This window comes from Phocoenobacter atlanticus subsp. cyclopteri, assembly GCF_018343795.1.
GTDB lineage: Bacteria > Pseudomonadota > Gammaproteobacteria > Enterobacterales > Pasteurellaceae > Phocoenobacter > Phocoenobacter atlanticus.
This window is the reverse complement of the sequence record NZ_CP074346.1, coordinates 1,948,076-1,968,372: the sequence shown is the minus strand read 5'-3', so window position 1 is coordinate 1,968,372 and position 20,297 is coordinate 1,948,076. Positions and strand designations below refer to the sequence as shown.

The 20,297-nt window shown below is 32.1% G+C and carries 19 protein-coding genes; 12 read left to right on the top strand and 7 right to left on the bottom strand.

Translation table 11 applies throughout. From position 1 onward, the window contains the following. Window positions 1–2: 2 nt before the first annotated feature. Genes KGI96_RS09535 through KGI96_RS09525 form a run of 3 tightly spaced genes read right to left on the bottom strand, consistent with a single transcriptional unit; the run spans window position 3 to window position 2,795 of the window. Window positions 3–581 (bottom strand): D-sedoheptulose-7-phosphate isomerase, encoded by a 579-nt coding sequence (locus KGI96_RS09535; RefSeq protein ID WP_211597831.1) that lies wholly within the window; start codon window positions 579–581, stop codon window positions 3–5. A 53-nt stretch (window positions 582–634) separates the two neighbouring features. Then, complete coding sequence (locus tag KGI96_RS09530; RefSeq protein ID WP_211597832.1) at window positions 635–979, bottom strand: YraN family protein; 345 nt, start codon at window positions 977–979, stop codon at window positions 635–637. A 1-nt stretch (window position 980) separates the two neighbouring features. Then, window positions 981–2,795 (bottom strand): penicillin-binding protein activator, encoded by a 1,815-nt coding sequence (locus KGI96_RS09525; RefSeq protein ID WP_211597833.1) that lies wholly within the window; start codon window positions 2,793–2,795, stop codon window positions 981–983. 60 nt (window positions 2,796–2,855) lie between these two features. Here KGI96_RS09525 and rsmI point away from each other — a divergent pair, with 60 nt between their 5' ends. Further along, window positions 2,856–3,716 carry a 16S rRNA (cytidine(1402)-2'-O)-methyltransferase gene (gene rsmI / locus KGI96_RS09520; RefSeq protein WP_211597834.1) on the top strand — a complete coding sequence of 287 codons (861 nt, stop codon included), beginning with the start codon at window positions 2,856–2,858 and terminating at the stop codon, window positions 3,714–3,716. Between the two features lie 5 nt (window positions 3,717–3,721). On the opposite strand, the gene KGI96_RS09515 is transcribed toward rsmI, so the two are convergent. Together KGI96_RS09515 and hemH are read right to left on the bottom strand one after the other, a co-directional pair. Further along, window positions 3,722–4,342, bottom strand: a complete 621-nt coding sequence (locus KGI96_RS09515; RefSeq protein WP_211597835.1) for a TfoX/Sxy family DNA transformation protein — start codon at window positions 4,340–4,342, stop codon at window positions 3,722–3,724. 145 nt (window positions 4,343–4,487) lie between these two features. Further along, a complete protein-coding gene (gene hemH, locus KGI96_RS09510; RefSeq protein ID WP_211597836.1) occupies window positions 4,488–5,438 on the bottom strand; it encodes a ferrochelatase in 951 nt (316 codons plus the stop codon). A 117-nt stretch (window positions 5,439–5,555) separates the two neighbouring features. Between hemH and lptM the strand changes: the two genes are divergently transcribed. From lptM to KGI96_RS09490, 4 genes are all read left to right on the top strand, one after another. Continuing rightward, window positions 5,556–5,663 (top strand): LPS translocon maturation chaperone LptM, encoded by a 108-nt coding sequence (gene lptM / locus KGI96_RS09505; protein ID WP_211597837.1) that lies wholly within the window; start codon window positions 5,556–5,558, stop codon window positions 5,661–5,663. A gap of 274 nt (window positions 5,664–5,937) precedes the next feature. Further along, window positions 5,938–6,762: a formate transporter FocA gene (gene focA, locus KGI96_RS09500; protein WP_213156593.1), complete on the top strand. Its 825-nt coding sequence runs from the start codon at window positions 5,938–5,940 to the stop codon at window positions 6,760–6,762. A gap of 135 nt (window positions 6,763–6,897) precedes the next feature. Beyond that, on the top strand, window positions 6,898–9,180 hold the full coding sequence (gene pflB / locus KGI96_RS09495; RefSeq protein WP_211597838.1) for a formate C-acetyltransferase: 2,283 nt from the start codon (window positions 6,898–6,900) through the stop codon (window positions 9,178–9,180). A gap of 93 nt (window positions 9,181–9,273) precedes the next feature. Continuing rightward, a complete protein-coding gene (locus KGI96_RS09490) occupies window positions 9,274–9,660 on the top strand; it encodes a DUF805 domain-containing protein (RefSeq protein WP_211597839.1) in 387 nt (128 codons plus the stop codon). 208 nt (window positions 9,661–9,868) lie between these two features. Here the strand turns inward: KGI96_RS09490 and argS are convergent, their stop codons facing one another. Continuing rightward, window positions 9,869–11,596: an arginine--tRNA ligase gene (gene argS, locus KGI96_RS09485; RefSeq protein ID WP_211597840.1), complete on the bottom strand. Its 1,728-nt coding sequence runs from the start codon at window positions 11,594–11,596 to the stop codon at window positions 9,869–9,871. Between the two features lie 173 nt (window positions 11,597–11,769). Here argS and KGI96_RS09480 point away from each other — a divergent pair, with 173 nt between their 5' ends. After that, the gene (locus KGI96_RS09480; RefSeq protein ID WP_211597841.1) at window positions 11,770–12,234 is read left to right on the top strand and encodes an outer membrane lipoprotein; all 465 of its coding nucleotides are present in this window, start codon (window positions 11,770–11,772) and stop codon (window positions 12,232–12,234) included. A gap of 134 nt (window positions 12,235–12,368) precedes the next feature. Here KGI96_RS09480 and KGI96_RS09475 read toward each other — a convergent pair whose 3' ends face one another. Continuing rightward, complete coding sequence (locus KGI96_RS09475; protein WP_213156454.1) at window positions 12,369–13,475, bottom strand: ISAs1 family transposase; 1,107 nt, start codon at window positions 13,473–13,475, stop codon at window positions 12,369–12,371. A 311-nt stretch (window positions 13,476–13,786) separates the two neighbouring features. On the opposite strand from KGI96_RS09475, the gene corA reads away from it, so the two are divergent. The 6 genes from corA (at window position 13,787) to recC (ending at window position 20,290) form a co-directional block, all read left to right on the top strand. Next, window positions 13,787–14,743 (top strand): magnesium/cobalt transporter CorA, encoded by a 957-nt coding sequence (gene corA / locus KGI96_RS09470; protein ID WP_211599135.1) that lies wholly within the window; start codon window positions 13,787–13,789, stop codon window positions 14,741–14,743. Window positions 14,744–14,840: 97 nt separating this feature from the next. Next, window positions 14,841–15,380: a pilus assembly FimT family protein gene (locus KGI96_RS09465; RefSeq protein WP_211599136.1), complete on the top strand. Its 540-nt coding sequence runs from the start codon at window positions 14,841–14,843 to the stop codon at window positions 15,378–15,380. Next, the gene (locus KGI96_RS09460) at window positions 15,337–16,038 is read left to right on the top strand and encodes a PilW family protein (RefSeq protein ID WP_211599137.1); all 702 of its coding nucleotides are present in this window, start codon (window positions 15,337–15,339) and stop codon (window positions 16,036–16,038) included. Before KGI96_RS09465 ends, KGI96_RS09460 begins: the two co-directional genes overlap by 44 nt. Continuing rightward, window positions 16,022–16,678, top strand: a complete 657-nt coding sequence (locus KGI96_RS09455) for a DUF2572 family protein (protein WP_211599138.1) — start codon at window positions 16,022–16,024, stop codon at window positions 16,676–16,678. Before KGI96_RS09460 ends, KGI96_RS09455 begins: the two co-directional genes overlap by 17 nt. Then, a complete protein-coding gene (locus KGI96_RS09450) occupies window positions 16,678–16,971 on the top strand; it encodes a DUF5374 domain-containing protein (protein WP_211599139.1) in 294 nt (97 codons plus the stop codon). The genes KGI96_RS09455 and KGI96_RS09450 overlap by 1 nt, the downstream gene beginning before the upstream one ends. A 52-nt stretch (window positions 16,972–17,023) precedes the next feature. Continuing rightward, window positions 17,024–20,290: an exodeoxyribonuclease V subunit gamma gene (recC, locus tag KGI96_RS09445; protein WP_211599140.1), complete on the top strand. Its 3,267-nt coding sequence runs from the start codon at window positions 17,024–17,026 to the stop codon at window positions 20,288–20,290. Window positions 20,291–20,297: the final 7 nt, after the last annotated feature.

The window sequence follows — 20,297 nt, the reverse complement described above, 5'->3', positions numbered from 1 at the left end:
AATTAAGAAAAGAGCAACGTATCTATTGATTCACACATTAAATTTAAACTAAATAAATGTCCTTCAATAATACGCATTTCATTATTAGACGCAATGGCGATTTCTGTATCTGTCTTTGCTAATAATCCAGCGGTATGATGATTATGACTACTTGTAAATGCAATAATACCTAAATTTTCATTAACCGCACTATAAATTGCATTTAAAACAATGTCTTCATTACCAAATGGAGAAAATACAATCAATATATCCCCTTCTTTTGCCACTGCTTGAAGTTGTTTTTTATAGAGTGAATGAATATCATCATCCTGCACTGACATTGTGGCTAAAACACCTTCAAAACTCAGCAATACACTTGGAAAGCTTGGTCGAGCTAAATCATAACGATTTGATAAATGACTCACTAAAAGTTGTGCATTACTGTAAGAACGCCCAGAACCACACACAATAATCTTATTACCTTTTAATAAACATTCAGCTATCTTGTTTGCTGCTTGCTCTATTGCTTGAGGCAATAATTCAGAAGAAGCAAGTTGAATTTGAATACTTTCCTGAAATCGATCTTTTATTTTTTGTAACATTTTTTATTCTTATATAAAAGTACGCGGTAACATTATTAAAAAAATTTGCAAATTTAATCTAAAAAATTAGGTATCCAAAGAGGTTCATTTGTTCCTTCAAAAGCAATCACGTCAAAACGACAATCTGCACTATCGAGACTTAATCCTTGCTTTGCTAACCACAAATCTGCTGCATTCAACCATTTCTGTTGTTTAGTATAAGTGATACTTTCTACAGCACTACCAAAATTTGCATTTTTACGTTGTCTAACTTCTACAAAAACAAAGGTGGTATTTTGTTTCATAATTAAATCAAGCTCGCCACACTTAAACGTTTGATTTGCTGCAACAAAGAGCAATCCTTTTTGTTCTAAGAACAAGCGAGCTTTTTGTTCAAAAATAGCACCTTGATGACGCATTTTATTCTTCTAATAAATTAGTTTCTGATTCTGCTGACTCCTCAGATACAATATTTAAATCATCTACATCAGGGACAATTGTACCACTACTATATTGTAACCACTTCATACCTCGTTCTACATGACAATCAACATTGGCTTTTAGTTCTCCTGTTAATCCTGAAATAGTAAAACCTGGAATTTGACGTAATTCATTAAAGTGATGAATTAACGTCCAAGCATCAGCGCCCATCGCATACAAACGCATCATCGAATAATCATTTTGAGCAACTTTACGTGCTTTTTTATATTCTTGTGAAGATTTATCTGTTAATAATGGAATTTCACTAAATTTAACGCCATTCATCGTAGTATAAAAATCTGCATTACTATTTGGAGAATGACTACGAGAAGAACTATAAATAGTAAATAAATCTGCTAATTCAGAACCATCTAATATTTCTTTTGCTTCTAATAACTGTTCTGCTGTACCTAAGAAATAGAGAGCTTTTCCTTCTTCATTTTGTAATTTATCTATAATTTCTGTTGCTTTATCGTAATACTGTACACTAACATCATTATTGGTTAATTTTCTCCATTGAGAAATAAATGCACTTGCTGAGCGTCGCCCAAAATCATCATTTGGAGCTAATACAATCACTTGTTCAAATTTATCTTGGTAAACTTTATTTGCTGCAGAACGAGCTTCTGTTTCTGGTGCTAATCCGTAATAACATACATTCATTCTGGGTTGAGCATTTTTTGTTGAATTTAATGTTAGAATACTTAATCCATCAATATTTGATTGATTGAACATTTCATCTACTTTTGATTTTAGTAACGGTCCAGCAATAGCCTGTGCACCTGATTTTTTTACTCTTTGTATTACAGATGACAATGTTCCAGAATTAGTATCAAAAATATTTACTGTTGTCATATCTTCTGTACCACGAGCATCATTAAATCCTTCTTGAATAATGTCACCAAGAAATTGCAAATCACCGCTTAATGGCAATAACAACGCAATATTATCAAAGGTTGTTTGTTTAAATGTTGTAATTGCCTTCAACTCCGTTGGCAATACTTGACCTGCACTATGGTTTGGGTATTGCATTTTCCAATTATTAATTGCTTGTGGTAACATTTCTGGTGCACCCAGATTATCATTATAAAGCTCGATAAGCGATAACCATCCCGCTAATGAATATTCCCCTGATTTTATATCTGTTTGAGAAAGCATTTGTTTATTAGCACTTCTTAATAATGCCCAAATATTGTTATTATTCTGTTGATATTCAGGAATATTTGTTAAATATTTCTCCAATAAAACATACATTCTTACTGCTTCAATAATATTTTTTTTATTTTCTGCAATTTTTACTAAAACATTATAATAACGTTTAGTTTGAGAGTGACTTAATTGTGATAATAATATCGCCTTAAGAGAATGGTTTGCTTCAATATTTTTATGCTCCATCGCCATCAGTTTAGCGGTTAATAATTTGTACTCTATTCTCTGTGCATCAACCAATATAACAAATCGTTTAAACATATTTTTTGCTTCTACAACTTTATTTTCATTTAATAATTGGCGAATAGCCAATAAACGATAACTCTGTTTGGTTTCAGCATCTTTGCTGTGTACCATTTTGTTAACATAAAATTCTGAGCTTGAATAAGCATCATTTTTTAGTGATTCAGTGACTTCATTTTTAAAAAGCCCCACACCTGTACAAGCTGATAAAAAAACAACCATTATTATTGGCATTAAAATGGTTCTTATTTTTTGTTTTAAAGTTAGCTGTTGTCGTGTATGTTTTTGTACTAAAATAGACATATAAAATTCCTTCATAACAAATTATTTAAAGATATTACTGAGCTAATGAGCAAAAAGCAAATGAAAAACAATCAAAATTCTCAACAATATGGTAAATTATATATTGTTGCCACACCAATTGGAAATCTTAATGACATCACTCAACGAGCACTTACAACACTTGAGCAAGTTGATCTCGTTGCAGCAGAAGACACTCGCCATAGTGGATTACTACTTAGCCACTATGGAATAAAAAAACCTTTTTTTGCATTACACGATCATAATGAGCAGCAAAAAGCGACAACATTAGTTGAAAAATTACAACAAGGTTTAAATATTGCCCTTATTTCTGATGCAGGAACCCCCCTTATTAGTGACCCAGGTTTTCATTTGGTGCGTGAATGCAAAAAAAATGACATCCAAGTAATCCCCATTCCAGGTGCTTGTGCAGCTATTACTGCATTAAGTGCTGCTGGCGTTGCTTCAAATAGATTTAGTTTTGAAGGTTTTTTACCTGCTAAAACAAAAGCTCGCTGTGATAAACTTCAAGAATTAAAAGATGAAAGTCGAACACTTATTTTTTATGAATCTACTCACCGTATTTTGGACACTCTTCAAGATATGCAAAATATATGGGGAGATGAACGTTATATTGTTATAGCAAGAGAACTCACAAAAACGTGGGAAACCATTTATGGCAACACGTTGTCACAACTCACAAACTGGTTAAAAGAAGAAAATAATCGTACAAGAGGAGAAATTGTACTCATCGTAGAAGGAAAACTAACTAAAGAAACCGAAGAGCTCTCTCCACAAGCCATCAAAGCATTGACATTATTAACTCAAGAATTACCATTAAAAAAAGCAGCGTCTCTTGTTGCTGATATTTTTGGTTATAAAAAGAATGCATTATACCAATATGGCTTAGCATTTCTTAAATAACGACATCATTTTTTCGTAAAACGTTTTCGTAGTCCAGCATTGTATAAGGCTGTATCTGCTTCTTCAAGCAGATACTCTTTTTGTTTGTTATTTAAAGTATATACAAGTTGATTATTCAATGCTCCGTGTAATTTGAACAATAGGGGTTCTGTAACATCAAACCCTTTTTCAATGAGTTTAACGAAAACATCAACTTCACCTAAATGATGTAATTCACCCACTGTTTTTATTCCATTTCGCTGCAATAATCGCTCTAAATTAATATTCATATTAGGTAGATGACGAATTAACCTCTTTGCAGTTACTTTTTCTCTCTCTGTTTTAAGTGATTGAATTAGAGAAAGCAACCAATCTGCATCTTTAAAAAATTTATCCCATTGATTTTCTGCAACAAAATAAAAATCACACATTAAAACAGAATTTTCATTAAAAAAAGTAGAATAATGCTCATCCCGAATAAATTCCTTAGATATCTTCAAATACAATTTATTGTCTTTATATAATCCAAACATTAAATTATCTTTGAATAAACCATAATAAGAAAAATAAGTTTTGATCACTAAACCTTCAACTATGGGTGCCAATAATTCTCTAATTTCTTTTGTCTTGTTATCTATTTTATTCATCATAAGCTCCTATAAATACATAAAGATGAATATTAAAATTAATTTTAATATCTACTATAAAATGAAATAAATAAGTAAGCTCGATTTTAAGAAATTTTTGCGATCTAGATCGCAAAATGATTATTAACCCATTGAAAAATTGAATTTAAATTCTTTCTTTAATTAATTCAGTAAGCAAATGGATATGTTCACTATTCGTGTTTAATGCTGGAATATAGCGGTAAGATTTTCCACCATTTTTACAAAAAACATCCTGATTTTCTACCGCTATTTCCTCCAAAGTTTCCAAACAATCTACTGAAAATCCTGCACAAATCACGGCTATTTCAGATATACCTTTTTTAGGATAATTTTCTAAAACTTTGTCAGTATAAGGCATCAACCATTCCTCTTTTCCAAAACGAGACTGAAAACTGAGTGACCACTTGCTTTCATCTAAATTTAATGATGAAGCAACCAGAGAAGCGGTTTCTCGACAATGATCCGAATAAAAATCTCCTTCATTTTCATAACGTTTTGGAATACCGTGAAAAGAAAAAAGTAAGTGTTCACTTTCTTTTAATTGAATTGATGTAGCAAGGGCTTTTATATAAAGAGGATGATTATGATAACTATGAATAAAATCAAAAGGCACCATTTTTTTATGCTGTTTTAGTGCTTTAGCAAAAGCATCAAACACAGGTGCTGTGGTGGTACTACTATATTGTGGATAAAGAGGTAATACTATTATTTTATCAACATTTTGAGCCAATAGACTAGTGACACCATCACTGATTGAAGGCTCGCCATAAGTCATTCCTAATTCAACAACCACATCTTGATTTTCTAAATTAAACGAATGTTGAATGGCTTGTTGTTGCTGACGAGAAATGGCTAAAAGAGGGGAACCTTGCTCTGACCATATTCTTTGGTACAGTTTTGCTATTTTAGAGGCTCGCTTTGGTAACACAATACCATTTAAAATAGGTAACCATTTTAATCTAGGTAGATCAATCACTCTAGGATCACTTAAAAATTCTTTTAAATAACGCTTTATCGCAGGTACCGTTGGTGCATTTGGTGTCCCTAAATTTGCTAATAAAATTCCAACTTTCATTTATATCCTCAAAATTTACTCTTTTTGTCTTATTATGTATATAATTTACTGTATAATCCTAGAAATTATGGCATATCTTGGATAAAATTCCTCATTATTTTTTAAATTAAGGTAATTATGAAAAAGTGGATCATCATTTTAATGTTTGTAATGGGCTTAACAGCTTGTGGTGTAAAAGGCTCTTTGTATTTTCCAACTGAACCAACTCAACATCAAACAAAATAAAAAATAAGCGGTATCATTCTCTTTATTTTTTACAAAAATAACCCCTATCGTTTTGAATTAACTTTAATGAATATCATAAGAACTAAAGTTAATTCTAATGATGGTTGTTAATGAAAACTAATTTAAAACACACAATTTTAACAATACATTAACATACAAAAGATTATTTAATTGATATAGCTCAACTTTACAAAATTCATTTTGAATCAGAGAGATGAAAGGATTATAATTCAACAAATTTTATAAACTTTCAAATTTTAGTTGAATTATGATGATGTATTCTCCTGTTGAAATGGCAAAAATTGCACAAGAAGGTGCAGTATATAAAGCGTTAAAAAAACCATTATATGCGTTTATCTCTGCGATCCTTGCTGGTGCATTTATTGCCATTGCATTCGTTTTTTATACCACTGTTAAAACAGGGGCTGGCAGTATGCCTTGGGGCATTGCCAACCTTGTTGGTGGTATCTTCTTTTCACTTGGATTAATGTTATGTGTCGTATTTGGCACAGACCTCTTTACCTCTACAACACTTACCATTATCGCTAAAGCAAGTGGTCGAATTACTTTTTCTCAAATGTTTAAAAACTGGGGAATTGTGTATGTAGGGAATTTAGTTGGAGGCATAATTATTGTGGCATTAATGTGGTTTGCAGGACAATATATGGCAGATAACGGTCAATGGGGATTAACCATTTTAAAAGTCTCACAACATAAACTACATCATACTTGGGTAGAAGCGTTTAGTCTTGGCATTATGTGTAATGTAATGGTGTGTGCAGGTGTCTGGATGTCCTATTCAGGTAAAAGTTTAACCGATCGTACCCTCATCTTAATTTTACCTATCGCTATGTTTGTGGCATCTGGTTTTGAACACTGTGTGGCAAATATGTTTATGGTACCGATGGGAATTTTAATTCAACACTGTGCAAGTCCTGAATTTTGGAGTGCAATTAGTATTGATCCTGCACAGTTTGCAGATTTAACTATTGGACATTTTATTAGTAGCAATCTTATTCCAGTAACATTAGGAAATATTGTAGGCGGATCATTCTTTATCGGTTTGGTTCAATGGTTTTTACATATTAGAAAACATTAATTAGCACACTATTTGTTTGATAAATTTTGGAATTTCAAATTAACAAGCGGTTAGATTTAAAATAATTTTTGCAAATTTTTTATAATATGTAACTGCTTCAATTTTAACTTATCTTTAATTATAGAGGATTTAACGATGACTCAAATGACAGAAGTTCAGCAACAAGCGTGGCAAGGCTTTGCTCACGGTGATTGGCAAGAAAACGTAAATGTACGTGATTTTATTCAAAAAAACTATACGCCTTATGAAGGTGATGAATCTTTCTTAGCAGACGTAACAGAAGCAACAACAACGTTGTGGGCAAAAGTAATGGAAGGCATCAAAGAAGAGAACCGTACTCACGAACCTCTTGATTTTGATACCGATCTTCCTTCAACAATTACATCTCACCCAGCAGGTTATATTGATAAAGAGTTAGAAAAAATTGTTGGTTTACAAACAGATAAACCATTAAAACGTGCCATTATTCCATTTGGTGGAATTAAAATGGTAGAAGGTTCTTGTAAAGTTTATGGTCGTGAATTAGATCCACAAGTGAAAAAAATCTTTACTGAATACCGTAAAACACACAACCAAGGAGTATTCGACGTTTATACACCAGATATTTTACGTTGTCGTAAATCAGGTATCATCACAGGTCTTCCAGATGCTTATGGTCGTGGTCGTATTATTGGTGACTACCGTCGTGTAGCATTATATGGTATTGACTTCTTAATGGCAGATAAATTAAATCAATTCCATTCATTACAAGAGCGTTTAGAAAATGGTGAAGATTTAGAAGGTACAATCCGTTTACGTGAAGAAATTGCTGAGCAATACAAAGCACTTTCTCAAATCAAACAAATGGCTGCCACTTATGGTTACGATATTTCAGGTCCTGCAAAAAATGCACAAGAAGCGGTTCAATGGTTATACTTTGCATATCTTGCTGCAGTAAAATCACAAAATGGTGCAGCGATGTCATTCGGTCGTACTTCAACATTCTTAGATATTTATATCGAACGTGATTTAAAAGCAGGTAAAATTACAGAACAAGACGCACAAGAGTTAATGGATCACTTAGTAATGAAATTACGTATGGTGCGTTTCTTACGTACACCAGAATATGATCAATTATTCTCTGGTGACCCAATGTGGGCAACAGAAACATTTGCGGGAATGGGCTTAGACGGTCGTACATTAGTAACTAAAAACAGCTTCCGTATGTTACACACATTATACACAATGGGACCTTCTCCAGAGCCAAACTTAACTATTCTTTGGTCTGAGCAGTTACCAAAAGCATTTAAAGAATACTGTGCAAAAGTATCAATTGACACTTCTTCTGTTCAATATGAAAATGATGATTTAATGCGTTCAGATTTCCAAAGTGATGATTATGCAATTGCGTGTTGTGTAAGCCCAATGATCGTAGGTAAACAAATGCAGTTCTTTGGCGCTCGTGCAAACTTAGCGAAAACAATGCTTTATGCCATCAATGGTGGTATTGACGAAAACAGTAAAATGCAGGTAGGTCCTAAATTTGATCGTATCACTTCTGAAGTATTAGACTTTGACGAAGTAATGGAGCGTATGGATACCTTTATGGACTGGTTAGCAAAACAATATGTGACTGCGTTAAATATCATTCACTATATGCACGATAAATACAGCTATGAAGCGTCACTAATGGCATTACACGATCGTGATGTATATCGTACAATGGCGTGTGGTATCGCAGGACTTTCAGTTGCAGCTGACTCACTTTCAGCAATCAAATATGCAAAAGTGAAACCAATTCGTGATGAAGACGGTATCGCCGTTGACTTTGAAATTGAAGGTGAATACCCACAATTTGGTAACAACGATTCTCGTGTAGATGATTTCGCTTGTGACTTAGTTGAACGTTTTATGAAGAAAATTCAAAAACTTAAAACTTATCGTAATGCTGTGCCTACTCAGTCAGTATTAACCATCACCTCTAACGTGGTTTACGGTAAGAAAACAGGTAACACCCCAGACGGTCGTCGTTCAGGTGCGCCATTCGGCCCAGGTGCTAACCCAATGCACGGACGTGATCAAAAAGGTGCAGTAGCGTCATTAACTTCTGTGGCTAAATTACCATTTGCGTATGCGAAAGATGGTATTTCATATACATTCTCAATCGTACCAAATGCGTTAGGTAAAGATGACCTTGCTCAAAAACGTAACTTAGCAGGCTTAATGGATGGTTACTTCCACCACGAAGCAGAAGTTGAAGGCGGTCAGCACTTAAACGTAAACGTAATGAACCGTGAAATGTTATTAGACGCAATGGAAAATCCTGAAAAATATCCACAATTAACCATTCGTGTTTCAGGTTATGCGGTGCGTTTTAACTCATTAACCAAAGAGCAACAACAAGACGTTATTACTCGTACATTTACACAATCTATGTAATAAAAATCTTACCTAATATTTTTTAGGTAAGATTGTCAAAATAAGGGATTAAGTTTAATATAATTAGACTTAGTCCTTTTTGTTTTTATTGCTATGAATAAAATTAAAATAATGTTGTGTGTTTATCTACATGAATTTAGGTACTATGCTAATTTTAAAGGCAGAGCAAGTATTGAATATTATCGTTCATTTATAAGAATTTACGCTATTATTTTTTTCTGCTTAATGGGATTAGCCGAGTATTCTGATGAAAAAGTTTTTGTGGAAATTCTTGTTATTTATTTTTTTATCAGTTTATTTCCAATGCTTGCAGTGATGACTAGACGTTTTCACGATTTAGGCAAAAGCGGATGGAATATTATAGATATAAATACATTAGATTTCATAAGATTGAGCGATAAAGAAGGCTCACCAGAACCAAATAAATATGGTGAAAAGCCAAATGATATGGAGTTTATAAAAATTAAAAAATCACAATGAGATTTACAATGGTGGAGCTTTTAGAAGCTAAAATAAATGAAATATAAAAAATGGTCAAAACACAGAGTTTTTTGACCATTTTTATTATTTTAATTTATTGAATAATAGGCATAAAGGATTAAAAGTCTAACCCTATTTATTAATGTTATTGATCATTAAAATATATCAAAGATAAAATTAAAATAGACCTATACCAATTTAGTAAAAACTACATTTTTTCAACGGTTTTAATACCCAATAAATCTAATCCTTGTTTTAAAGTTTGAGCTGTTAAATAAGCTAATTTTAAACGGCTTTGTTTTACATCTTCTTCCGCATTTAGGATCGGACAAGCCTCATAAAATGTTGAAAAGGTACCTGCCAATTCATAAAGATACTGACACAACACGTGTGGAGTCCCTTCTTTTACAACTATAATCACGGCTTCTTCAAATTGTAATAATTTTAAGGCTAAAGCACGTTCTTTGTCCTCTGTTAGCAACAGTTTACCCGCCAATGTTTTTGGATCAATATTAGCACGATTGAAAATAGAGCTTACTCGAGTATAAGCATATTGCATATAAGGTGCCGTATTGCCCTCAAAACTTAACATATTATTCCAATCAAAAATATAATCTGTAGTACGGTTTTTTGATAAATCGGCATATTTAACAGAACCAATACTCACAGCTTCAATTACAGCCTGTTTCTCTTCTGGTGTTAAATCAGGATTTTTTTCTGAAATTAATTTATCTGCTCGAATTTTTGCTTCATCAAGCAAATCAACTAACTTAACCGTACCACCTGTACGTGTTTTAAATGGTTTACCATCTTTACCTAACATCATTCCAAAATAATGATGTTCAAGACTAAAACTATCTGGTACATATCCAGCTTTACGAGTAATTAACCATGCTTGTTGCATATGCTGAGCTTGACGAGAGTCTGAAAAAACTAATGCACGATCTGCTTTTAAAGTATGGTAACGGTATTTTGCAGCGGCAATATCTGTAGTAGTATAAAGAAAGCCTCCATCACGCTTTTGAACTATTACACCTAAAGGCTCCCCTTCTTTATTTTTAAATTCATCAAGATAAACGACATAAGCGCCATCATCTTCAACCGCTAAGCCTTTCGCTTTTAAATCCTCCATAATTTCAGGTAACATCGGATTATATAAACTCTCTCCCATCACATCTTTTTCTGTTAAAGTAACGTTCAAACGATTATAGTTTTGTTGGTTATGGAGCATTGTGATATCAACTAATTTACGCCACATTTTATGGCAATATTCATCTCCACTTTGTAATTTAACCACATAATTACGTGCTTTGATTGCAAACTTTTCATCTTCATCATAATGTTTTTTTGCATCACGATAAAAAGCCTCAAGATCACTTAATTCCATTGCTGTTGCATTCTCATTTTCTATTTTTTCAAGATAAGCAATCAACATTCCAAATTGTGTTCCCCAATCTCCCACGTGATTAGCTCGAATAACCTTGTTACCCAAAAACTCTAACGAACGGACGACCGCATCACCAATAATCGTAGAACGTAAATGTCCGACGTGCATCTCTTTCGCAACATTTGGTGAAGAGTAATCCACCACCACAGTTTGATTTTGATTTAGTTCAATTCCTAATTTTTCACTTTTTAATACCAATTCTGCATTTTTTTCTAACCACTTTGAATCTAAAAAAATATTAATAAAGCCCGGTCCTGCAATTTCTAATTTTTCTGCAATACCCCCTAAATTAATATTATCTAGCACTTTTTGAGCAAATTCACGCGGATTTACCCCTAATTTCTTCGCTGCTCCCATAATACCATTGGCTTGATAATCCCCAAATTGAGGTTTTCCCGATTGACGCACCAATGCTTCACAATTTGTTTCAGCACCAGCTAAAACCATTGCTTGCTGAATTTGTTTAGATAAAATTTGTTGAATATTCATTTTTATAACCTGTTAATAATGTAATCGTATTAAATTTGGATAAGATGATACTAAATTTTGCAAAAATTTTCGACAATCTTACCGCTTGTTTTTTAATAAAAGAACTCATTTGAGTGATTATTGTCTTAAATAATGTAATAATGGTCGAAACTCAATTTTTAGGAGAATATAAAATGAAGAAATTAGGTTTAACATTTGCTTTAGCGATCAGTTTAGGTTTAGTTGGTTGTGCTAATCAAGATATATATGGCGGGAATGTATATACTGGTTCTCAAGCAAAAGAAGCACGTTCAATTAGCTACGGAAAAATTGTTTCTGTTCGTGATGTTATCATCCAAGCAAAAAGTAATGGTGTTATTGGTGGAATTGGTGGTGGTGCACTCGGTGGTGTACTCGGTTCTAGCATCGGCGGAGGAAAAGGTCAAGAAATTGCCACCGCAGTTGGAGCAATTGCTGGAGCAGTAATTGGCAATAAAACAGAACAAAAAATGAATCAAGTTGTTTCTATGGAAATGGTGATTCGCAAAGATAATGGTAAAGAAATTGTCGTGGTTCAGAAAAAAGAAGCTGGTTTTGTACCAGGTAAACGAGTAAGAATAGTTGGCTCATCTTCTGATCTTAATGTTTCATTACTTTAAACATTATGAAAATATGTAGGGTTAGCGATACTCGTTAATCCTACTAAATGCTAAAAAATAACGTTTAATTATAAAAATTTGTAAAAAATAATCAAAATATTACCACTATCCAGGGCAAAATCATACTTGGATGATTATTGACCAAATATAAGTTGCTCTCTTATTTTATCTGACCATCCAGCTCGTTGTAGTTTACTCTTCATACTATCTTTGATTGGACTTAAACGAGCTAAATTCATCGCAAAACGCCTAAATATCGCCATATTTTCAGGGGCATTTTCTCGACGAATTCTTGATTCATCTTCTTTAAAAATTACATCAAGTACCCAGTGTGAACTGTTTTCAATACTCCAATGACTTCTTATTGCTTTTGCTACCATCTCAGGTGCAACAGGCAAAGAACTTATATAATAAGAAACTTCTTCACTCTTTTTTGCTTTGATTGTTCGTTTTCTAACAACTTCTATAATTGAAGTTAAATTTGACCAACCCTTTTTTTGTTCTAACCAGTCCGTCACAGCTAATTGAGTATACGTTCTCTCTTCTAATCGCCCATGTTCACCATCAATCTGTTCAAATTTACCTTGTTCAATTAAAAATGGCATATCTCGGCGAGTTTTATGATAAAAACTTTCTATTTCTTGCAGTAGTTTTTTTTGATTATCTTTTACTTGAAGGACATAATCACCGCCTTTTTTATCAATTGCTTTTGTCACTTTTTTCAAGCAATGCATGGCATCAGCTGTAACAATATTTCCTTTTATTTCTAGTATCTCAATCAACTCTAAAACAGTTTCAACTTCATTTTTTTTACCTTTAGACTTACTTTGACTTAGCACCAACTTCTGGTCTGTCGCATAGGCTGAAACACTATGTAATGCCGTCTTTCTATCACCATCAAAGGAATGACGAAGTGTTTTTCCATCAAATGCAATGACACTTTGTCCATTGGCTTCTCGTATTTCATTAACCCAACGCATGAAACAATGAGTCAACTCTTGTGGGTCTAGAGAACTTACAATTCTAGCAATCGTATCATCGACTGGAATACCATTTTCAAACGCTCTAAATTTACGTAGCCACGGGAGTTTTTCATCACCAAATAATTTAATCCCTTTCCAGCCTTCAGCTCCAGATAAAATTGCAGTTACTGTTAAAAATATAATATCGAGTAAGTCATGTTTTTTATTAATATGTGAACGGGTATCTTCTAATTGATTAAAGTGTTCAATAAATGCCATTTTATGTCTCCTTTTATATGAAGGAGTATTTGATCATAAATTAGAGTTATATTCAATTAAAGTATGATCTTGCCCTGTACCACTATCTCAAAATATATTTGTTTATCTTGACTAACCCTCTCTTAATCGTTACCATTTAAGCAATTTTTTATTTGAGGAAACACATTTTGGACAGTCATAGGGACTTTTCTAGTCAATATCATATATCTTACCTAAACTAAATACACTTCGTCCAACTGCCTCAAGGCTTGCCGACGAGTGTCGGGTAAGTCTGTTCCATTCTATGTTCACTCCCCAACAAGGAGTATGAAATGATTAAAGCTTTTGCATTAGAAAATAATAATTCTCGCTTAATTCGAGTAGATAATAACGATCAACATAATTTAAATAATGCGATTTGGATTGACTTGGTTGATCCGAGTGATGAAGAGCGTAGTGTACTTGAGCAAGGATTGTCACAAACTCTTGCTGAAGAGCGAGAACTGGAAGATTTAGAGGCTTCTGCTCGTTTTTTTGAAGATGAAGATGGTCTGCATTTGCACTCCTTTTTCTATTGTTTAGATGAAGAAGATTATGCAGATATGGCAACCGTTGCATTTACGCTTCGTGATGGTCGTTTGTTTACTCTACGTGAACGTGAATTACCTGCTTTTCGTTTATATCGAATGCGTACTCGTACAGCAAAACTAACAGATGGTAATGCCTACGAGTTATTATTAGATCTTTTTGAAACTAAAATTGAGCAACTTGCTGATGTGATTGAAGATATTTATGCTGATTTAGAAAAATTAAGCCGTGTCGTATTGGAAGGAACTCAAGGCGAAGATTTTGATGAGGCGTTATCTTCTCTAACAGAATTTGAAGATGCAAGCTCTAAAGTTCGTCTATGTTTAATGGATACACAACGAGCATTAAGTTTCTTGGTACGTAAAACCCGTTTACCTGAAAATCAATTAGAACAAGCTCGTGAAATTTTACGAGATATTGAATCACTACAACCTCATAATGAATCACTTTTCCAAAAAGTAAACTTTTTAATGCAAGCTGCGATGGGTTTTATTAATATTGAACAGAACCGTATTATTAAACTCTTCTCTGTTGTGTCGGTAATGTTTTTACCGCCAACATTGGTTGCTTCTAACTATGGTATGAACTTTGCGAATATGCCTGAACTTAGTTTTGCTTATGGCTACCCTTTAGCAATTGGTTTAATGGTGATGGCAGCGGTTGCACCTTATTGGTATTTTAAACATAAAGGTTGGTTATAATTTTAGTTTTGCGATCTTGATCGATAAATTAATTTAATATTATTTACTCTTTTTCAAAAAGTCCTAGTATTGTCCTTTCAAAATACTAGGATTTTTTATGCTCAACATTTCGCTTTTTAAAGCATTTACCTTAATAGAAACCTTAATCACCCTTACTATTTTAGTGATAGCACTCTATTTTCTTTCTCCCTCTATTTTCAAATTACAGGATAAAATGAAATTAGAGAGCGAATTAACACAATTAAAATCCTTTGTTTATCAAGTACAAACAAAAGCACGTTACCATAAAAAACGCTATTCTTTATTAATCTCTCAAGACTTAAACCGCCAAAAATGGTGTGTAATTGCCATAAAGAAGAAAAGCAGAAGAAAAGTCAGATGTGATTGTCTTAATTTATCTAGTTGTGCAAAATTTAAAGAATATTTATTGTATAACAACAGCTACCCAGAAACTCAAATAAAAAGTTCTCTGCTTTATCCTAAAAGCTTTATTAATATTGATGGTGTAGCAGCAACATCAGAATCAAAGTGCTTAAATATTGCCATTAATCAACAAAGTGAAATTTTACAATTTCATCAATATGGAGTGATCAATGTTATTGCGAAGAACAAAACAAGTAAATGTCGCTTTCGTTAAAGTTATTCAAGCGGTTACATTAGTTGAACTTTTAGCAAGTTTATCTCTTATGGTAACCCTATTATTTGCTTTATCCAGTTTCTATTCTGATAGCTATAAAAATCAACATAAATTACAAACAACACTTTCTTTACAGCAAAATGCTCAACAAATTATGAATTTTTTTAAACAACATATTCAACACATTTACTATCAAGGTATTGATCGAGAAAACAGTAATTATTTTGCTTTTACGTATAATAAAAGTTCTGTAGCAATAAAGCCTCAATGTTTAGTTTTTTTCTATGATATCAATAGTGATGGTTGTGTAGGTAATCGAAAAAAGAAAAGTGCTTGCTTTGTTAAAGGAAAAAATAATACCAGTGATGTCGCAAAAGAAGTATTTGGATTTAAAGTCGATCATCAAGAACTGTATATTTATCAAGATAGTTCTATTAGTAAATGCTCACTCATACAATGTAAACAACTACTTGCTCAATGTGATCAAGGAAAATGGGGGAAATTAACACAATACAATAACTATAAAATCTCTCAACTCTCTTTTTCTTGGTTGAAAGAGCATAAAGTAATGCAGGTTTTATTATCTTTAACTAAAAATAATCAAACTTATTCCACTCAATCTTATATTTATATTTTAAACAATGAAAAAATTATTTAATGCCTCAGTCGGGCTAGTTTCGATTATTTTATTAATGGGTATTTTATCGGTAATTTTTTTAGCGAAAGATCGCTGGCTGAATACAGAAAAAATCACTCAATATTACTATTCAGATTATCTAACAAAAAAATTTCAATTAGTCGATTATCTTCATCAAGATAAAGATGCTTTATGTAATTTACATAAAAAAGAAGAAGTAAAAATTGAAATAAGCGGTATGATTTATCAGCTTTTTTGCAAAAATATTAATATTTTCAAAATAGAACCCACTAAAAAGAAATATGTGCCTTTTAGTGATATTCAGCAGTATCTTGATATTGAGCATTATCAAGAGCAAATTATTCATATTCAATCTTTAAAAGATTTACCCAAAACCTCACTTCGTCACCCCAGTATTGTGATTGCAGATAATGCGATTGATGAAAGTTTAAAAAAGAATTTTTACGGTATCATTATTACTGACTATCACTTTGATATTAAAGGTAAAAAATTCTATGGAAAATTATATTCTTCTTACGATAATGAGCGTGAAGAACGTAACTTATCTTATAAAAAAAGTGTCATTAAATATTTAAAAAATAAATATGGGGCTTGGTTTTATATTTCAAATTCACAAAATTTGTTAAACGGGAGAAAATAATGCAACGTCAATTTAAAGCCGAAACCTTTATCAGTGTAATTGTTGCTATATTACTTTCTTCAATTATATTTTTAAGTTATAGCAAATGGCAAAAATACCAAAATAAAAAAGAAGTCTTAATTTATCAGCGTTTACAAGCAATGCAAATTGCAGAAAACCAACTTAGTTTAAAAATGGCTAAATTACCCTGCCAATCATCAATCAAACAAAATGAGATCACTTTTATAGTAAATTGTCGTCATAATGAAATTAAAGTGACTTTTCCTCTAGGAGAATTTTATTTAAAACCTTGAAACTCGTTGCAAGTTAGAGGAAAATCTCTCTAAATTCAACGGAGAGAATACAATGTTTACGGTATATTATGCTAACCAGCTAAAAACTCACAAAGAGCTACTGCTAAAATTACTGAAAGTACAGTCTAATAATGATCCTTTTCAAGCGGAAATTATTTTAGTACAAAGTGCTGGAATGGCACAATGGTTACAAATGGAAATTGCACAACAAAAGGGAATTGCTGCAAATTTTGAGTTTCCTTTTCCAACCAGTTTTTTATGGCAACAATACCGCACATTATTACCAAAACTCCCGAAAGAGAATATTTTTGCTCAAAAACTCACTGTATGGCAATTGATACAAATTATTCCTGACTTATTACACTATGAGGCGTTTAATTCATTACGTCTTTACTTAGGGGAAATCCCTGAACAACAAAAGTATTATCAACTAGCGAAAGCAATTGCAGAATTATTTGATCAATACTTAGTTTATCGCCCTCATTGGCTAATTCACTGGGAAAATAATCAAAATGAATTAGTATTAAAGGAGATTTATCAACAAAGTGGTCATTTAACAGAAAGTATTAAAGCTCATATTGAAACAGAAGTTCAATGGCAAAGTATGTTATGGAATGCTCTGGTTAAAAAATTAAAAAAAGAGAGTAATACAGAAATTTTTAATACGTCACACCGAGCGTATTTCCAACAACATTTTTTTGAAAAATTGGAAAATTTAAATCAATTAGAACAGCAAAAATTACCAAAACGAGTATTTATTTTTGGTATTTCGTCGTTACCCCCTTCACAGTTAGTTACCTTAAAAAAATTAAGTGAATTCTGCGATATTCATCTTTTCTTTCTGAACCCAAGCCAGTATTATTGGGGTAATAGTTTAGAACAAAAAATGATCGATAAAATCACACTGTATAACGAAAAAATAACACAAGAAAATGATGATTATTCCCTTACTGCAAACCCATTACTGACCACTTGGGGAAAACAAGGGCGAGATTTTTTAAATACATTATTAGATTTTCAAGATAATGAAATCTCCGCCTATATTGAACCATTACAACATAAACAGCATTTACTGGCACAAATACAACAGAGTATTTTAGAGTTAAGTAATGAATTTGACTTTAATACTGATGAAAATGATCACTCATTACAAATCCATTCTTGCCATAGTCCATTGCGTGAAGTTGAGGTATTGCACGATCAACTCCTTTATTTATTTGAACAAGATCCAACCCTTTGTCCAAAAGATATTCTGGTAATGTCACCAAACATCGATCTTTACGCACCTTATATTAGGGCAGTTTTTGAACGAAAAGATCCTTGTGCTATTCCTTATAGTGTTTCTGATCAAAGCATTCAAGAAATTGATCCTATTATTAATAGTTTTCTGAACTTGCTTTCAATGAGAGAAACAAAATTTAGTGCCGAACAAATTTTAGATCTATTAGATATTACCGCAATTCAGAAAAAGCATCATTTTGTCCCCTCTCAAATTGAACAATTACGCAATTGGATTACTCAGGTTGGTATTCGAGCAGGTTTAAAATTAGAAAATCCACAATGGAAAAATTATAATTCGTGGGAAAATGGTCTCAATCGTTTATTACTAGGTTGTGCCTTAAAAGAAGAAAATGGGATTTGGGAAGAATCCATTGCATTTAATGAAAGTTATGGTTTGAATGCTGAACTAAGCGGTCACTTAAATGCATTTATTTGCAAAATTATGGATTGGGTTGATTTTATTCATCAATCGCATTCAATTCAACAATGGAAAATAAAACTGCTCCAATTGATTGATGATTTCTATTTAGAAGATGAAACCAATGCTTACAGTTTATTACAGTTACATAATGCCATAGATGAAATTGTCAAAAATATAACTGAGGGGCAATTTGATCATAAAATTAATGATGAAATTATCATTAATCTACTTAATGAACAACTTGAAAATAATAAAAGTCATCTCAATTTCCTTGCTGGACGAGTCAATTTTGCGACTCTTTTACCAATGCGAGCAATTCCATTTAAAGTTGTTTGTTTGCTTGGAATGAATGAAAAAGATTTTCCTCGTCAATATAATATAAACAGTTTTGATTTAATGCAGTATGCACCACAAAAAGGTGATCGAGCGAAACGGGATGACGATCGTTACCTATTTTTAGAAGCTTTACTTTCTGCTCAAGATATTTTTTATATTAGTTACGTTGGACAAAGTTTAACGAAAAATCAAACAGAATTACCATCTGTTTTGGTTTCTCAACTTTGTGATTATTTACCTAAAAATGGTGAAAAATCCTTTTTTGAGGAAAACGTCATTCAACATTCAATGACGGCTTTTAGTCCAACTAATTTTATTCCAAATAGTCCTTATCAATCTTATGCAACAATGTGGTTAGAAACCCTTAACTCTCACCAATCTACTGGTGATTTCTTAACAAAACTTGAACATTATTCTGAAATTGACACTATTGAAATTGAAGATTTAATCCGTTTTATACAACATCCTATTAAGTTTTTCTTTAACAATCATTTAGGTATTTATTTTTCTAAAAAAGAAAAACCTCTGGAAGATTCTGAGCCTTTTTCTCTATCACCATTAGAAAAATATCAATTTTTAGATCAGTTGCTTATCAACGAACAAGATCAATTTAATGATTTTTTTGAAAAAGAACAATATAAAGGGAAATTACCTGTTAATGCCTTTAAAGATGTCGCTCAACATAATTTAATTAATGAATTACAAGCACTTTATAATGAAGTATATCCTTATACGAGACAAGACACTCAATATTTAACCTTTAATTATCAAAGAGAAAACATCACGCTTTGTGGTAATTTAAATTATTATCCAGAGCATAATCAGGTTATTTTATACCGTGTAGGTAATTTACGAGATAAAGATATTATCCAATGCTGGCTCTATCATCTACTGTTACAAATTCACTATCCAACTATCTCTATTTCACTATATTTTAAAAATAAAGACCAAACAGTAGGAAAATTAACCTTTGAAACCGTAGAAAAAGAAAATGCGACTCTACTACTAGAACAATATATTAATGATTATTTAATCTCTTTTAATGAGCTACAATGGGGTATTTACCAAAACTTAGAGACTTTCTTTAAAAAACAACCAAAAGAAAAAGAAAATATTGATGACTTTATACAAGAACAGTTAGATCTTCTTATTCAAAAAGATCGAGAAAATATTTATTTACAACGAATTCTAAACCAAACAAGCGGTATCATTTGTCATAAAATTTGCAAAAAAACATTCGATTGGTTTGAATTAATGTGGGAAAAAAGAATTATTCAATAAGGTAAAA

Coding starts and splice junctions, on each gene's coding strand:
- rsmI (WP_211597834.1), top strand. CDS start 2,856: ATGAAAAACAATCAAAATTCTCAACAATATGGTAAATTATATATTGTT.
- lptM (WP_211597837.1), top strand. CDS start 5,556: ATGAAAAAGTGGATCATCATTTTAATGTTTGTAATGGGCTTAACAGCT.
- focA (WP_213156593.1), top strand. CDS start 5,938: ATGTATTCTCCTGTTGAAATGGCAAAAATTGCACAAGAAGGTGCAGTA.
- hemH (WP_211597836.1), bottom strand. CDS start 5,438: ATGAAAGTTGGAATTTTATTAGCAAATTTAGGGACACCAAATGCACCA.
- KGI96_RS09535 (WP_211597831.1), bottom strand. CDS start 581: ATGTTACAAAAAATAAAAGATCGATTTCAGGAAAGTATTCAAATTCAA.
- KGI96_RS09475 (WP_213156454.1), bottom strand. CDS start 13,475: ATGGCATTTATTGAACACTTTAATCAATTAGAAGATACCCGTTCACAT.
- KGI96_RS09525 (WP_211597833.1), bottom strand. CDS start 2,795: ATGTCTATTTTAGTACAAAAACATACACGACAACAGCTAACTTTAAAA.
- KGI96_RS09450 (WP_211599139.1), top strand. CDS start 16,678: ATGCAACGTCAATTTAAAGCCGAAACCTTTATCAGTGTAATTGTTGCT.
- argS (WP_211597840.1), bottom strand. CDS start 11,596: ATGAATATTCAACAAATTTTATCTAAACAAATTCAGCAAGCAATGGTT.
- KGI96_RS09530 (WP_211597832.1), bottom strand. CDS start 979: ATGCGTCATCAAGGTGCTATTTTTGAACAAAAAGCTCGCTTGTTCTTA.
- KGI96_RS09480 (WP_211597841.1), top strand. CDS start 11,770: ATGAAGAAATTAGGTTTAACATTTGCTTTAGCGATCAGTTTAGGTTTA.
- recC (WP_211599140.1), top strand. CDS start 17,024: ATGTTTACGGTATATTATGCTAACCAGCTAAAAACTCACAAAGAGCTA.
- KGI96_RS09465 (WP_211599136.1), top strand. CDS start 14,841: ATGCTCAACATTTCGCTTTTTAAAGCATTTACCTTAATAGAAACCTTA.
- KGI96_RS09490 (WP_211597839.1), top strand. CDS start 9,274: ATGAATAAAATTAAAATAATGTTGTGTGTTTATCTACATGAATTTAGG.
- KGI96_RS09515 (WP_211597835.1), bottom strand. CDS start 4,342: ATGAATAAAATAGATAACAAGACAAAAGAAATTAGAGAATTATTGGCA.
- KGI96_RS09455 (WP_211599138.1), top strand. CDS start 16,022: ATGAAAAAATTATTTAATGCCTCAGTCGGGCTAGTTTCGATTATTTTA.
- pflB (WP_211597838.1), top strand. CDS start 6,898: ATGACTCAAATGACAGAAGTTCAGCAACAAGCGTGGCAAGGCTTTGCT.
- KGI96_RS09460 (WP_211599137.1), top strand. CDS start 15,337: ATGTTATTGCGAAGAACAAAACAAGTAAATGTCGCTTTCGTTAAAGTT.
- corA (WP_211599135.1), top strand. CDS start 13,787: ATGATTAAAGCTTTTGCATTAGAAAATAATAATTCTCGCTTAATTCGA.